At 62.5% G+C, this 14,463-nt stretch carries 14 protein-coding genes; 3 read left to right on the top strand and 11 right to left on the bottom strand.

Annotated elements, in window-relative coordinates; genetic code table 11:
• Positions 1-15 precede the first annotated feature (15 nt).
• From KYK29_RS00750 to KYK29_RS22425, 8 genes are all read right to left on the bottom strand, one after another.
• Entirely contained in the window at positions 16-1,365 is a 1,350-nt protein-coding gene (locus KYK29_RS00750; protein WP_254688943.1) for a pyruvate dehydrogenase complex dihydrolipoamide acetyltransferase, read from the bottom strand.
• A gap of 14 nt (positions 1,366-1,379) precedes the next feature.
• A complete protein-coding gene (locus KYK29_RS00755) occupies positions 1,380-2,759 on the bottom strand; it encodes a pyruvate dehydrogenase complex E1 component subunit beta (RefSeq protein ID WP_254688944.1) in 1,380 nt (459 codons plus the stop codon).
• 18 nt (positions 2,760-2,777) lie between these two features.
• Positions 2,778-3,830 carry a pyruvate dehydrogenase (acetyl-transferring) E1 component subunit alpha gene (gene pdhA, locus KYK29_RS00760; protein ID WP_254688945.1) on the bottom strand — a complete coding sequence of 351 codons (1,053 nt, stop codon included), beginning with the start codon at positions 3,828-3,830 and terminating at the stop codon, positions 2,778-2,780.
• A gap of 148 nt (positions 3,831-3,978) precedes the next feature.
• On the bottom strand, positions 3,979-4,287 hold the full coding sequence (locus KYK29_RS00765; RefSeq protein ID WP_254688946.1) for an FtsB family cell division protein: 309 nt from the start codon (positions 4,285-4,287) through the stop codon (positions 3,979-3,981).
• A 138-nt stretch (positions 4,288-4,425) separates the two neighbouring features.
• Complete coding sequence (eno, locus tag KYK29_RS00770) at positions 4,426-5,700, bottom strand: phosphopyruvate hydratase (RefSeq protein WP_254688947.1); 1,275 nt, start codon at positions 5,698-5,700, stop codon at positions 4,426-4,428.
• A 136-nt stretch (positions 5,701-5,836) separates the two neighbouring features.
• Positions 5,837-6,676 carry a 3-deoxy-8-phosphooctulonate synthase gene (kdsA, locus tag KYK29_RS00775; protein WP_254688948.1) on the bottom strand — a complete coding sequence of 280 codons (840 nt, stop codon included), beginning with the start codon at positions 6,674-6,676 and terminating at the stop codon, positions 5,837-5,839.
• A gap of 1 nt (position 6,677) precedes the next feature.
• Positions 6,678-7,568 (bottom strand): VOC family protein, encoded by an 891-nt coding sequence (locus KYK29_RS00780; protein WP_254688949.1) that lies wholly within the window; start codon positions 7,566-7,568, stop codon positions 6,678-6,680.
• Positions 7,569-7,979: 411 nt separating this feature from the next.
• Positions 7,980-9,416 (bottom strand): M10 family metallopeptidase C-terminal domain-containing protein, encoded by a 1,437-nt coding sequence (locus KYK29_RS22425; RefSeq protein ID WP_496543700.1) that lies wholly within the window; start codon positions 9,414-9,416, stop codon positions 7,980-7,982.
• A gap of 430 nt (positions 9,417-9,846) precedes the next feature.
• Between KYK29_RS22425 and KYK29_RS00790 the strand changes: the two genes are divergently transcribed.
• Positions 9,847-10,014, top strand: a complete 168-nt coding sequence (locus KYK29_RS00790) for a hypothetical protein (RefSeq protein ID WP_254688950.1) — start codon at positions 9,847-9,849, stop codon at positions 10,012-10,014.
• Positions 10,015-10,141: 127 nt separating this feature from the next.
• Positions 10,142-10,474: a heat shock protein HspQ gene (gene hspQ / locus KYK29_RS00795; RefSeq protein WP_254688951.1), complete on the top strand. Its 333-nt coding sequence runs from the start codon at positions 10,142-10,144 to the stop codon at positions 10,472-10,474.
• Between the two features lie 73 nt (positions 10,475-10,547).
• Here the strand turns inward: hspQ and thrS are convergent, their stop codons facing one another.
• The 3 genes from thrS to KYK29_RS00810 all read right to left on the bottom strand — a co-directional run bounded on the left by thrS (position 10,548) and on the right by KYK29_RS00810 (position 13,514).
• Positions 10,548-12,521 carry a threonine--tRNA ligase gene (gene thrS, locus KYK29_RS00800; RefSeq protein WP_254690039.1) on the bottom strand — a complete coding sequence of 658 codons (1,974 nt, stop codon included), beginning with the start codon at positions 12,519-12,521 and terminating at the stop codon, positions 10,548-10,550.
• Positions 12,522-12,671: 150 nt separating this feature from the next.
• The gene (yidD, locus tag KYK29_RS00805) at positions 12,672-13,052 is read right to left on the bottom strand and encodes a membrane protein insertion efficiency factor YidD (RefSeq protein ID WP_254688952.1); all 381 of its coding nucleotides are present in this window, start codon (positions 13,050-13,052) and stop codon (positions 12,672-12,674) included.
• A gap of 15 nt (positions 13,053-13,067) precedes the next feature.
• Positions 13,068-13,514 carry an iron-sulfur cluster assembly scaffold protein gene (locus KYK29_RS00810; RefSeq protein WP_254688953.1) on the bottom strand — a complete coding sequence of 149 codons (447 nt, stop codon included), beginning with the start codon at positions 13,512-13,514 and terminating at the stop codon, positions 13,068-13,070.
• 331 nt (positions 13,515-13,845) lie between these two features.
• Between KYK29_RS00810 and folE the strand changes: the two genes are divergently transcribed.
• Entirely contained in the window at positions 13,846-14,457 is a 612-nt protein-coding gene (folE, locus tag KYK29_RS00815) for a GTP cyclohydrolase I FolE (RefSeq protein ID WP_254688954.1), read from the top strand.
• Positions 14,458-14,463 lie beyond the last annotated feature (6 nt).

The raw sequence follows: 14,463 nt of genomic DNA on the forward strand, positions 1-14,463 counted from the left end.
GGCCGACCTCCGTGATCAGACGAGCATCGCCATCGGTTCTTCGATATAGCGCTTGAAGGCGCCGAGCAGTTCCGCTCCGAGTGCGCCATCGACGCAGCGATGGTCGGTGGAAAGCGTCACGCTCATCGCGTTGACGATCACCATCTCGCCCTTCTTGACCACGACCCGCTCTTCGCCGGTCCCGACCGCCAGGATCGTCGCATGCGGCGGGTTGACGACGGCGGCGAAATTCTTCACCCCCATCATGCCCATGTTGGAGACGGCGGTGGTCCCGCCCTGATATTCCTCGGGCTTCAGCTTGCGCTCTTTCGCGCGCTTGCCGAGATCCCTCATCTCGTTGGAGATCGCCGACAGGCTCTTCGTTTCGGCCTTGCGGACGATAGGGGTGATCAGGCCGCCGGGGATCGATACCGCGACACCGACATCCGAATGCTTGTGCTTGACCATATTCGTCTCGGTCCAGGAGACATTGGCGTCCGGAACGTCGCGCAGCGCCAGCGCCATGGCCTTGATCACCATATCGTTGACCGAGACCTTATAGGCCGGCTTGCCGTCCTTTTCGGGGGCTGCGGCATTGATCTGGGCCCGCAAGGCGAGCAGCGCATCGAGTTCGCAATCGACGGAGGCATAGAAATGCGGGATCGTCTGCTTGGATTCCTGTAGCCGCCGCGCGATGGTCTTGCGCATGCCGTCATGCGGCACGAGTTCATAGGAGTCGGGATCGAACAGCTTGAGAACCGCGTCGTCGGATGGCGCTTTCGCGGTTGCAGGTTCAGCCGTGGCGGGCGCCGCCGCTTTGCCGCCGCCGGCCAGCGCCGCCTCGACGTCGCTCTTCACGACGCGTCCGCGCGGCCCGGATCCGGAGATCGCGGCAATATCGATGCCGGCATCCCTGGCGATACGGCGGGCGAGCGGCGAGGAGAAGACACGCTTTCCATCCGCCGCAGCCGAGGCCGGAGCTGGAGTGGGAGCGGGAGACGCGCTGGCTTGCGCCGGTGCGGCGGACGATTGCTCATCACCTTTCGCCGCCGCCGTGCCGGCGGGCTCGTCCTTCGTCCCAGTCTTCGGGGCTTCGGCGGTCGCCGTCCCTTCGCCGGAGGCCGCCGCTGCGGTCACGTCCTCGCCTTCGGCGGCAAGGATGGCGATCACCGCATTGACCTTCACGCCGTCGGTTCCGGCCGGAACGACGATCCTGGCGACCGTTCCTTCGTCCACGGCCTCGACTTCCATCGTCGCCTTGTCGGTCTCGATTTCGGCGATCACGTCACCGGATTTGACCGTATCGCCTTCGTTGACGAGCCATTTGGCCAGATTGCCCTCTTCCATCGTCGGCGAAAGGGCGGGCATCGTGATGTTGATCGGCATGTCTCCGCCCCTTCCTATTTGTAGCAGACGGCTTTCACCGCCTGAACCACTTCATCGACGTGCGGCAATGCGAGCTTTTCGAGATTGGCTGCATAAGGCATCGGAACATCCCTGCCGGCAATGGTGACAATCGGCGCGTCGAGATAATCGAAAGCCTCGCGCTGGACGCTGTTGGCGATGAAATCGCCAACCGACGACTGCGGGAAACCCTCCTCGATGGTGACGAGACGGCCGGTTTTCCTGACCGATTCGATGACCGTGGGCAGATCCATCGGCCGGATGGTGCGCAGGTCGATCAATTCGACGTCGATGCCGGCGGCTTCCAGTTCCGCCACCGCCTTGACCGCATAGGTCATGCCGATGCCGAAGGAGACCAGCGTCGCATCCTTGCCCTTGCGGTGAATACGCGCCTTGCCGATCGGCAGCACGAAATCGTCGAGTTTCGGCACGTCGAAATGCTGGCCGTAGAGGATTTCGTTTTCGAGGAAGATGACCGGGTTGGGGTCGCGGATCGCCGCCTTGAGCAGGCCCTTCGCATCCGCCGCCGTATAGGGCATGACGACCTTGAGGCCCGGAATGTGGCTGTACCATGCGGCATAGCACTGGGAATGCTGCGCTGCGACCCGCGCCGCCGCCCCGCTCGGACCCCGGAAGACGATCGGCGCGCCCATCTGGCCGCCGGACATGTAAAGCGTCTTGGCCGCCGAGTTGACGATCTGGTCGATCGCCTGCATGGCGAAGTTGAAGGTCATGAACTCGACGATGGGCTTCAGGCCGGCCATCGAGGCGCCGACGCCGACGCCGGCAAAGCCGTGCTCGGTAATCGGCGTATCGATGACACGCTGCGCGCCGAATTCCTGCAACAGGCCCTGCGTGATCTTGTAGGCGCCCTGGTATTCGGCGACCTCCTCGCCCATGACGAAGACGTCGCCGTCGCGGCGCATTTCCTCGGCCATGGCGTCGCGCAGCGCCTCGCGCACCGTCGTCGACACCATTTCGGTTCCGGCCGGGATATCCGGGTCGGCGGCGGCCTCGACCTTCGGGGCCGCCGGAACGGGGGCAGGAGCAGCCGCAGCCGCTTCAGCAGCCGGCGTTTCCGCTTGCGTGGGCTTTTCCTCGACTTTCGGCGCGGAAAGCGCGTCGGCGCTTTCACCGTCCTGGAGCAGGAGCGCGATCGGCGTATTGACCTTCACGGCTTCGGAGCCGGCGGGGATCAGGATCTTGCCGATCACCCCCTCGTCCACCGCCTCGACCTCCATCGTGGCCTTGTCGGTTTCGATCTCGGCGATCACATCGCCGGATTTCACCGCCTCGCCTTCCGCCTTGAGCCATTTCGAGAGCGTGCCTTCCTCCATGGTCGGAGACAGGGCGGGCATGAGAATTTCTACAGGCATGAATGGTCCCTCCCCGGCTTAAAGCAGGATGTCGGTATAGAGTTCGGAGACATCCGGCTCCGGATCGGACTGGGCGAAGTCGGCGCTGTCGGCGACGATGTCGCGCACGTCCTTGTCGATCTGCTTGAGATCGTCCTCGCTGGCCCAGCCGTTCTCAAGCAGGCGCGCGCGCACCTGTTCGATCGGATCGTGCTCGGAGCGCATCTTCTGCACTTCGTCCTTGGTGCGATATTTCGCCGGGTCGGACATCGAATGGCCGCGATAGCGATAGGTCAGCATTTCGAGGATGATCGGACCCTTGCCGGAGCGGCAATGCTCGACGGCTTCGTCGGCTGCGGCCTTGACGGCGCGCACATCCATGCCGTCGACCTGATAGCCCGGGATCCCGAGGGACGCGCCGCGCTGCGAGAAGTCCGTCTGGGCGGAAGCGCGCGAAACGGCGGTGCCCATCGCATAGCGGTTGTTCTCGATGATATAGACCACCGGCAGCTTCCACAGCGACGCCATGTTGAAGCTTTCATAGACCTGGCCCTGGTTGGCCGCGCCGTCGCCGAAGTAGGTCAGCGACACATTGTCGTTGCCCCGGTAGCGATTGGCGAAGGCAAGTCCCGTACCGAGAGAAACCTGCGCGGCGACGATGCCGTGCCCTCCGTAGAAGTTCTTCTCCTTGGAGAACATGTGCATGGAGCCGCCCTTGCCCTTGGAGTAGCCGCCCCGGCGTCCGGTAAGCTCCGCCATCACGCCGCGCGCGTTCATGCCGCAGGCCAGCATATGGCCGTGGTCGCGATAGCCGGTGATGACCTGATCGCCATCCTTCAGCGCCATCTGCATGCCGATGACGACTGCCTCCTGGCCGATATAGAGATGACAGAAGCCGCCGATGAAGCCCATGCCATAGAGCTGGCCGGCCTTTTCCTCGAAACGCCGGATGAGCAGCATCTCGCGATAGACCTTCAGGTCTTCTTCCTTGGAGAATTCGGCGAATGTACCACCGTTGAAATCTTTTCTCGCGGGCCTGGACGTGGACTTGCGGCCGGATGTGGACGTGGACGCGGGTTTACGCGGAGCCATTCGTTCCTCCCCATGGGGTTGCGTTGACCAGACCATAAGGGAGTTTTTCGGCCGCAGCAATGCTATAATTGCATGCCTAGTATTCGCCACAAAGCATTAATATGCAAAGGGAATTGGCGATTAACCTGATTCCGGCTAATTGCGGAAATCAGTGGAATATGATGATTTCCTCGACCCTCGACATGTTCAGCGCGTAGCGCGCGCGCTCGTCCAGCATGTCGCGCTCCAGCGAACCGTCGCTCAGCAGGGCAACCTCCTTTTCCAGCATCCGCCGCTGCCGGACCAGCACATCGAGCCGCGACTGACGCTCCACGCGCTGGCGCTCGAAAGCCTCCATCGCGTTGAGCCCGAAATCGCCATGAATGGAATGGTAGCTGAAATAGGAGAGAAAAGCGACGGTAATCGCCGGCAGCACCAGCCGCCCGAGTTTCCGCTTCTTGTGATGTCTGGTCCACATGCTGGTGCCCCGATACGCAATACGGGGCAAAGACTAGCGCGAAGCGGTTAACCGACCATTGACCATGAAACGGCAGGCAAGAAAAAACCCGCATCCACCGATGCGGGTCTCCTCATGTCCCGGACGGATGGTGTCCGATCAGCCGCGAAGAATGCCGCGGCCGGCATATTTCGCCTGCGCGCCGAGCTGTTCCTCGATACGGATGAGCTGGTTGTATTTGGCGGTGCGGTCGGAGCGGGCGAGCGACCCCGTCTTGATCTGTCCGCAATTGGTGGCGACCGCGAGATCGGCGATCGTCGAGTCCTCGGTCTCGCCGGAGCGATGCGACATGACCGCCGTATAGGCCGCCTTATGGGCCGTTTCCACTGCGTCGAGCGTCTCGGAGAGCGAGCCGATCTGGTTCACCTTGACGAGGATCGAGTTGGCGACACCCATCTTGATGCCGTCGCGCAGGCGCGCCGAATTGGTGACGAACAGATCGTCGCCAACGAGTTGCACCGACTTGCCGACCTTGTCCGTCAACAGCTTCCAGCCGTCCCAGTCATCTTCCGCCATGCCGTCCTCGATGGAGAAGATCGGGTATTTCGCAGCCAGTTCGGCAAGATACTCGGCCATCGCGCCGGGCTCCAGCGTCCGTCCCTCGCCTTCCAGAACGTAATTGCCGTCCTTGAAGAATTCGGTCGAAGCGCAGTCGAGCGCGATATGCATGTCGTCGCCCGGCCGGTAGCCGGCCTTTTCGATGGACTGCATGATGAAATCGAGTGCCGCGGGGGCAGATGCAAGACCAGGCGCGAAACCGCCCTCGTCGCCGACATTGGTATTATGGCCGTCAGCGGCAAGCTGCTTCTTCAGCGTATGGAAGACTTCGGAGCCCATGCGCACAGCGTCACGAACCGTTTCGGCGCCCACCGGCACGATCATGAATTCCTGGAAGTCGATCGGGTTGTCGGCGTGGGCGCCGCCATTGATGATGTTCATCATCGGAACCGGCAGGACGCGGGCATTCGGGCCGCCGACATAGCGGTAGAGCGGCAGGTTGGCGGCTTCGGCGGCGGCCTTGGCGACGGCGAGCGATACACCGAGGATGGCGTTAGCGCCGAGGCGCGCCTTGTTCGGCGTGCCGTCGAGTTCGATCATCGCCTGGTCGATCTGGATCTGGTCTTCCGCATCGAGACCGCCGATCGCCTCGAAGATCTCGCCGTTGACGGCGGTGACGGCGCTTTCCACGCCCTTGCCAAGATAGCGCGTGCCGCCGTCGCGAAGCTCCACGGCCTCATGCGCGCCGGTCGAGGCGCCGGACGGCACCGCCGCACGGCCGAAGCTGCCGTCCTCCAGGTGTACGTCCACTTCCACCGTGGGATTGCCGCGGCTGTCGAGGATCTCGCGGCCGATGATGTCGATGATTGCTGTCATGGATATCGTCCTGGTTCGGGGTTTATAAATCGATTGAAATCACTCTTAGCCGATGCGGTGGAAATTACAATGCCGCCGCTCGACAGGCGCAGGCCTCCGGGGTTGCCGGTTTCCATCGCGGCGCGCAGGGGGCGCATCAGCCTTTGGCGATCGCATCAAAAGCCAGCAGTCTTTCCAGAAGCTGCGGCATGTCCTTCAGATGTACCATGTTCGGGCCGTCGGACGGGGCGTTGTCCGGGTCCTCGTGGGTCTCGACGAACAGGCCGGCGATGCCGACGGCGACGGCCGCACGCGCCAGCGTTTCGACGAACTCGCGCTGGCCGCCGGTCGAGCCGCCCTGCCCGCCGGGCTGCTGCACCGAATGGGTCGCGTCGAAGACGACCGGAGCGCCGAGGCCGGCCATGATCGGCAGCGAACGCATGTCGGAAACAAGCGTATTATAGCCGAAGGACGCCCCCCGCTCGCACAGCAGCACATTCGGGTTGCCGCTGTCGGTGAACTTGGCGAGCACGTTCTTCATGTCCCAGGGGGCCAGGAATTGTCCCTTCTTGACGTTGATCGTCCGGCCGGTGCGGGCGGCGGCGACAAGCAGGTCGGTCTGGCGGCAGAGGAACGCCGGAATCTGAAGGATGTCGACCGTTTCCGCGACGATCGCGCATTGCTCTTCGGTGTGAATATCCGTCAGCACCGGAAAGCCGAAGTCCTTCTTGAGGTCGGCGAAGATCTCCATGGCCTTTTCCAGGCCGATGCCGCGCCGGCCCGAAAGCGAGGTTCGGTTCGCCTTGTCGAAGGAGGATTTATAGATGAGACCCATGCCGAGGCGATCGCAAAGCTCGGACAGCGTGCCGGCGATCATATAGGCATGATCACGGCTTTCCATCTGGCAGGGCCCGGCGATCAGGGAGAGACGCGCGTCCTGCGAGAAGGTGACCTTCTTCCGCCCTTCGCCGACGATAACGGTGGAGTTGGTTTTCATGTCATTCTCCGAAGACAAAAAGGACGCCCTGGCCGGGCGCAGCGGCAACATGGAGGCGGCCGTCCCGCTCCGCAAAGGATACGCCCCGTTGCGTGAAGAGCTTGCGACATTCCGAAAGATCCGCGACGCGGAAGACCAGCGCCATACCCTTGAGGCCGCGGTCCGTCGCAGGCGGCGTCAGGCCGTAAAAGCCGTGCAACCCCGCCTCGTTCAGCACGGTGATGCGTCCGCGCGGTGTTTCGACGGACATGCCGAACGACAGCGCCTCCACCTCGCGCTCATCGGTCGCTTCCTGTAGCAGATACTGGAAATCGGTGGGGTTCTGTTCAAACAGCACGGCTTCGGTAAGCGCTGAAACCCCGTTGTCGTGCACGTCGAGCGACGACCGGTCGGCGGGGAGCGGCACCACGCGTTGCGAGGCGAAGAAGAAGAAATCCGGTGCGCGGGCATCGGCCGCGAAGGCGAGGCGGAAGGAACCCGTAGCGCTGCTTCCGTCCGGCAATGCCATATCCCGGGAAAAATCGAGCGCATCGCCGCCGCGAAGTCCCGCCGCCGCATAGCGTGCGTCATCGGCCCGGGCGTCGTCGCTGGCCATGGCGATGGCGGAAAAGCCCTCCAGGCCACAGCGGAAACGGAATGCCTGATCACGCGCCACGAAAGTGTTGCCCAGCCGGGCCGCTTCCTCGCATTCTTCCCGATTGGCGATGCCGAGAGGTTCGATATAGCTGCCGTCCCCGAGGAAAACGCAGCAGTTTTCCGTTCCGAAGGGATGGCGGGCATCCTTCGCCACGGTGAAGCCCAATTGCGTCAGTCGCTTTCGGGCCAACTCCAGATCCGCTACCGGCAGCACCAGGTGATCGATCGGGCGAGGCGTTCGGATACGCACGGACATAGCGGCTCCTCAAGTGTTTCAGGCGCCCGTGCTTTGCATGCTTTGGCGGCTGTTTGCAAGCGCAAGCCGGTCTTGCCGACCGGGAGGAACATTCTCCGCGATCGTCCCTCCGTCGCGGCCATCCCTGCAACGCAAGCGAACCGATCGTGGGATTAGCAGAACAGGGTGACAGTCCTATCACGGCGAAAGTGGGGACCGGCTCTGCGTCCGGAATTGGGGATAGGGTCTTTCCCATGATCCCGTTTCCAGCACGGATACTCTGGAAGGAAGGACAAAGGCTTGAAATCGGACCCCACCCGCCGGTCGCTTCGCGGTCGTTTTCTTTACGCAAAAGAACATGCCGGATACGCCATCGCATCCGGCATGTTCGCAATCTGACCGCCGCATCGGCCGGCCGTCGCCGGCTGACGATCAAAGGATGAAATCGGTTGCCTTCATCGCCAGAAGCAGGTCGAGCCTGATCGAAAAATCGGCCTTGCCGTCACCGTTGACGTCACCGCTGATGAAGGTGTCGCCATTCGACTGGTGGTAGCGCAATTCACCAGCCACCTTATGGAAATCGGCCTTCCCGATGAACTTGAACGCCTGATTGCCGCCGATCTTCGTATTGGCGTCGATCGCGCCCAGATCGATCTTGTCACCCTGACCGCGCTTGAAGTCGAAGATCGTGTCGCGGCCGCCGGCGCCGACGGTCGATTCGGAAACGGCCTTGAAGATGAACCGGTCCGCCCCCGCGCCGCCATAAAGCTGGTCCGCGCCGGCGCCGCCATAGAGCTTGTCGCTTCCGGCGCCGCCCCGCAACACGTCCTTGCCGGCCCCGCCGTTCAGGACATCGTTGCCGGTGGAACCGTGGATCTTGTCATTACCGTTCCCGCCGTTCAGCGTGTCATGGCCGGCGCCGCCGACGAGCGTATCGTGGCCGCCGCCGCCGTTGAGCGTATCGTTTCCGCCATAGCCATAGAGCGTGTCGCTGCCGCCATTGCCGGACAGGACATTCTTGGCCTGGTTGCCGTGGATGACGTCGTTACCGGCGCCGCCCTTGGCGTTTTCAATCAGCGAGCGCTGGTCGCCCTTGTAGAGCAACGCATTGAAGATGTTGCCCCGGGCATAACCATCGAACGGCCCGCCGCCGAGCCAGGCCAGTTGCACCGGGCTGAACTTGGAATATCCGCCCGGTCGCAGGTCGAGGCTGAGATCGGTCTTATAGGCGGAAAGGTCGTAGGTATCGGTTCCGCCGCCGTCCCAGATCGTCGCGAAAATGCGGTTGTCACCTGGTTCGATGGCCAGTTTGCCGTTGACGAACGTGTCGCCGCTGTCGGGGGTCCACCGGTAGACGGTATTGCCGCTGTTGACCTTGAAATTCGCGCCATACATATATTGCAGGGCCGCGATGTCGGCCATCATGAACGTTTGGGGCGCACCGAACATCTCGTAATCGTAGCCGGACCAGATGTCTCCTACGAAGCTACGATAGCTCATGATGCTGAATTCGATACTGTTCGTCTCGTCCGGCATCGAACCGTAAATCGCCGTTTCCTGCGGATGCTTCAGGCCGAGCGCATGCCCCAGTTCGTGCAGGAGCGTATGCCAGGCGTAATTGCCGGCGCGCGGGGCGCGAAGATCATTGTGGGTGCCGGCATAGGCCGTTCCGAACCAGATATCGCCATCGTCGGCGGAATCGGGCGTCAGCACGTTCCCCGGAAAATCCGCGACTTCCGCCGTTCCCGGCTCGTCCGACTGGGCAAAGCGGATGGTGGCGTTGTTGGCGTTGCCGAGGGTGAATTTCAGATTAGTGAAACCCTCGACGGAAAAGCCGTCGTTGGCCTTGTTGCCATCGGAAGTCTCCATTCCGAAAAGCGCTGCGGCTTTCTGCGCCTGGGAAATGGAGTTAAAGCCGTATTCCTTGTATCCGGAATAGCTATAGTTCGAGGATAGTTCCGGAAAAGCGTATGTTATTGTCTTTGTTGCCCACGCTTTTCCGACAAGCATGGAATCGACAAAAATATCACCGGTGGCGTCCACCGTTCTCGTAGATGTTACAAGACCCGACATCTCCCATCCCCCTCAAAAATTTAGGATCTCCGGTTTTCCCTGTAAAACGGCCCTTCCCAAGGGACCGTTTTCTGCCTTATCATAATAAGCAGTAGATCATATAACGCGCAAACTTGATATGATATTAGCAACGGTTGTAAAGATTTTTTTTATTGTCTCGCTCGGGATGGTTTCACCCGGGATTGCGCCTGAAAACGACTTAACCCGAAATGGAAGGCTGACCTCGATGGAAACGCCACCGGATCCGGAAAAGGCGGTTGCGGCGGAATACGAGAGGCTGCGCGCCAAGGGCACCCGTGCCGCACTCGAACTGTTCATCGCCCGCCACCCCTCCCACCCGCTGGCGAACAAGGCCCGCGAGGAAATAAGGGCCATGCCCGCGCCCGGAGATTGACGGCGGCGATCCCGTTGCGGACAGTCGCAGCAGCCGGTCACAGCCTCGGCCATGCCCGGCCGAACCCCGCAACCCCTTGATGTTTCACGGCGCCACCCCAAATAATCATCCGAAAGGTAGGTACGCCATGAAAATGCGAAGCGCAAAATTTGCGATCGGCGACGTGGTCCGCCACCGGGATTTTCCCTTCCGTGGCGTGATCTTCGACGTCGATCCCGAATTCTCCAATACGGAGGAATGGTGGAACGCCATTCCGGTCGCCATAAGACCCGCGAGGGATCAGCCGTTCTATCATCTCTTCGCCGAGAATGACGAGACGGACTATGTCGCCTATGTCTCCGAACAGAACCTGGTGGCCGACGACAGCGGCACGCCGATCCGTCACCCGCAGGTGCGGGCGTTGATGGATGTGGCGAACGGGCATTATCGCTGGAAACAGCAGGATACCCTCTTCCACTGAGAACACCGATTGAAAAGGCCCGGCCGGAGCGATCCGGCCGGGCCTTTGTCATGTCACGCGGCGGCCCGCATCCTCAGGCAAGGCCAGCCTTGCGCTTGAGATCGGGGGCCATGGCCTCCAGCCGCAGGGCCTCGATCGCCGCGTCGAGCGCCATCGGCGTCTGGTTCTGCGAGCCGAGGCGGCGGATATTGACGGAGCCCTCCTCCGCCTCGCGCCGGCCGCAGACGAGAATGACCGGCACCTTGGTCACCGAATGCTCGCGGACCTTGTAGTTGATCTTCTCGTTGCGAAGATCGGTCTCGACGGTCAGCCCCGCCTCGCGCAGCCTGTCCGCCACCTCGCGGGCGTAATCGTCCGCCTCGGAGGTGATGGTCGCCACCACCACCTGCAAGGGCGAGATCCACAGCGGCATGTGGCCGGCGAAATTCTCGATCAGGATGCCGAGGAAGCGCTCCATGGAGCCGCAGATGGCGCGGTGGATCATCACCGGCTGCCGCTTCTCCGAATTCTGGTCGATATAGAAGGCGCCGAAGCGTTCGGGCAGGTTGAAGTCGACCTGCGTGGTGCCGCACTGCCATTCGCGGCCGATGGCGTCCTTGAGCGTATATTCGAACTTCGGCCCGTAGAACGCGCCCTCGCCCGGCAGGACACCGGTCTTGATGCGCCCGCCGGATTGCGCCTCGATCTCTTTCAGAACGTCCATCATGACGCTTTCGGCCCGGTCCCAGAGATCGTCGGAACCGACACGCTTTTCCGGGCGGGTGGAGAGTTTCACCACGACCTCGTCGAAGCCGAAATCCTTGTAGACCGAGAGGATGAGGTCGTTGATGCGAAGGCATTCGGCCGCCATCTGCTCGTCGGTGCAGAAGACATGGGCATCGTCCTGGGTGAAGCCGCGCACGCGCATCAACCCATGCAGCGCGCCGGAAGGCTCGTAGCGATGCACATTGCCGAATTCCGCAAGACGGACAGGCAGTTCGCGATAGGACTTCAAGCCATGCTTGAAGATCTGAACATGGCCCGGGCAGTTCATCGGCTTCAGCGCGAAGACGCGCTCGTCGTCGGTCTCGTCGCCGGCGACCGTCACCTTGAACATATTGTCGCGATACCAGCCCCAGTGGCCGGACGTTTCCCAGAGCGACTTGTCGAGCACCTGCGGCGCGTTCACCTCTTCATAGGTGCCGTCGAGCCGCCGGCGCATATAGGCGACAAGCGTCTGGAATATGCGCCAGCCCTTGCCGTGCCAGAAGACGACGCCCGGTCCCTCCTCCTGAAAATGGAACAGGTCCATTTCGCGGCCAAGCCGGCGATGGTCGCGCTTTTCGGCCTCGGCGAGAATGTTGAGATAGGTGTCGAGTTCCTGCTGCGTGCGCCAGGCGGTGCCGTAGATGCGCGTCAGCATCGGGTTGTTGCTGTCGCCGCGCCAATAGGCGCCCGCCACCTTCATCAGCTTGAAGGCCGTGCCGATCTGGCCGGTCGCCGCCATATGCGGCCCGCGGCAGAGGTCGAACCAGTCGCCCTGATAATAGATCTTGAGATCCTGCCCCTCGGGAATCGCATCGACCAGCTCGACCTTGTAGGCCTCGCCCTTGTCGGCAAAGACCTGCTTCGCCTTGTCGCGCGACCACACCTCCCGGGTGAAGGGCTTGTTGCGCTGGATGATCTCTTTCATGCGCTTTTCGATCTTCGGCAGATCGTCCGGCGTGAAGGGCTCGTCCTTGGCGAAATCGTAATAGAAGCCGTTGTCGATGACCGGCCCGATGGTCACCTGCGTGCCGGGCCACAGTTCCTGCACGGCCTCGGCCATCACATGGGCGGCGTCGTGGCGGATCAGTTCCAGCGCCCGGTCGTCCTCGCGGGTGACGATCTCGATCCGCCCGTTTGCAACGGTGTCGGAGAGATCGCGCAGCTCGCCATCGAGCGCGATGGCGATCGCCTTCTTGGCCAGCGACTTGGAAATCGCCTCGGCCACGTCGCGGCCCGTCGAGCCCGCGGGATATTCGCGGACGGAGCCATCGGGAAAAGTCAGGGAAACAGGTGCGGACATCATAAAGTCTCCTATCCAGTCCCGCCAACGAATGCGGGTGGTATGCGAAGGAATGCGCCGGGAAAGCCGGCATGTTGCGCAGGCGGTATAAGGGGAAATCGGATGGATTGGAAGGGGCGGGAGCTAACCGCCGTCTTCAGAACGGGACCGTCAGCCGCGCTCGCCCTTCGAGACGCGCCACAGGCGCCAGGGCGCCCACCAGCGCCAGCGGCTTTCTCGCACTTCTGGCACGGGATCGAAACCGTGCGTGCCGCCCGGGCCGCAGCGGGCGACGCGGAAGAGCGTCAGGAAGCCGCCCTGCCAGAGGCCGTGGCGCGCAACCGCCTCGTAGCCGTATTCGGAACAGGTCGGCAGGTGCCGGCAGGCATTGCCGATGAAACCGGAAAGCGTCAGCTGATAGAGCCGGATCAGCCCCATGCCGAACAGGCGTCCCGGCGTCCGGCGGAACGCGCCCCGCCAGTTGCGGCCGGAATGGCGCGGGCGTTCGGGGCGGTGTTGGGACGGATGGCCGCAACCGGGAGCGTCACACATCGGCGCGTCCCGCCCTCACCCGGCCGTTTCCAGCCGTTTCGCCTCGATCTGGCCGATGGCGTCGACCACCGCGTCGAACGTCAGCATGGTGGAGGCGTGGCGGGCCTTGTAGTCCTTGACGGGCTTGAGGAAGCGCATGTCCTCGAAACGGCCTTCCGGTCCCTCGCCGCCGGCCTTCAGCATGGCGAGCATGTCCTCGCGCGCCTTGCGGATCTCGGCCACCGTCGCGCCCACCGCATGGCGCGCCATGATCGAGGAGGACGCCTGGCCGAGCGCGCAGGCCCTCACCTCATGGGCGAAATCGCTGACGCGATCGCCGTCGAGCTTCAACCATACCCGGACACGCGATCCGCACAGCTTCGAATGGGCGCCGGCCTCCGCATCGGCGTCGGCAAGCGTGCCGATGCGCGGGATATTGCCGGCGAATTCAAGGATACGGCTGTTGTAGATATCGTCCATCATGGTTCGGTGATCCGCGATTTTTGCTGAAACTTCAATGATCCGCGTCAATTATTCCAGGGTCGTCGAGAAAAAAGCACGGCGTGTCGCCATCGGCCCCTTTCGCAACGCCCGACCGATATTATATGATAACTCGTGTTGGGGTGAGCGTTTTGCAAGCGTGAGACACTCACCTGTTGTTTGGGAAACCGTGCCGGACGGTCGATGGCAGTGACAAGCCGCGACCCGAAAGCCCCGGAGCCCGCCAACGGAACCCATGCCTGCAGGTTAGGCGAATGGCCAGTGGCGAGTCCGAGATACACGTCAGATAACCTGTAGAGAGGTCAGTTCCGTCATGGACGCCATCGTCAAGAATTTCCCGCGTGTCGAGGATGACTCCGCACGCCCGACGCAGAAGGAAGCCGAGGACGCCGTCCGCGTGCTGTTGCGCTGGGCCGGCGACGACCCGACGCGCGAAGGGCTGCTCGATACGCCGTCGCGCGTCGCCAAGGCCTATCGCGAGCTGTTTTCCGGCTATGACCTGGCCGCCGAGGATGTTCTCGGCCGCACCTTCGAGGAGGTGGCCGGCTATGACGACATGGTGCTGGTCAAGGATATTTCCTTCTTCTCCCATTGCGAGCACCACATGGTCCCGATCATCGGCAGGGCGCATGTCGCCTATCTGCCGAAGGGGCGCGTTCTCGGCCTGTCGAAGATCGCGCGCGTGGTCGAGATTTTCGGCCGGCGTCTTCAGACGCAGGAAACCATGACCGCGCAGATCGCCACGGCGATCGACGAGACGCTCGATCCCCGCGGCGTGGCGGTGATGATCGAGGCCGAGCATATGTGCATGGCGATGCGCGGCATCCAGAAACAGGGCTCGACGACGCTGACCACCACCTTCACCGGCGCCTTCAAGACCGAGCCCGCCGAACAGGCGCGCTTCATGACGATGCTGCGGAGCTGACGGCTC

It is taken from the genome of Shinella daejeonensis (assembly GCF_024281235.1).
Classification (GTDB): Bacteria; Pseudomonadota; Alphaproteobacteria; order Rhizobiales; family Rhizobiaceae; genus Shinella; species Shinella daejeonensis.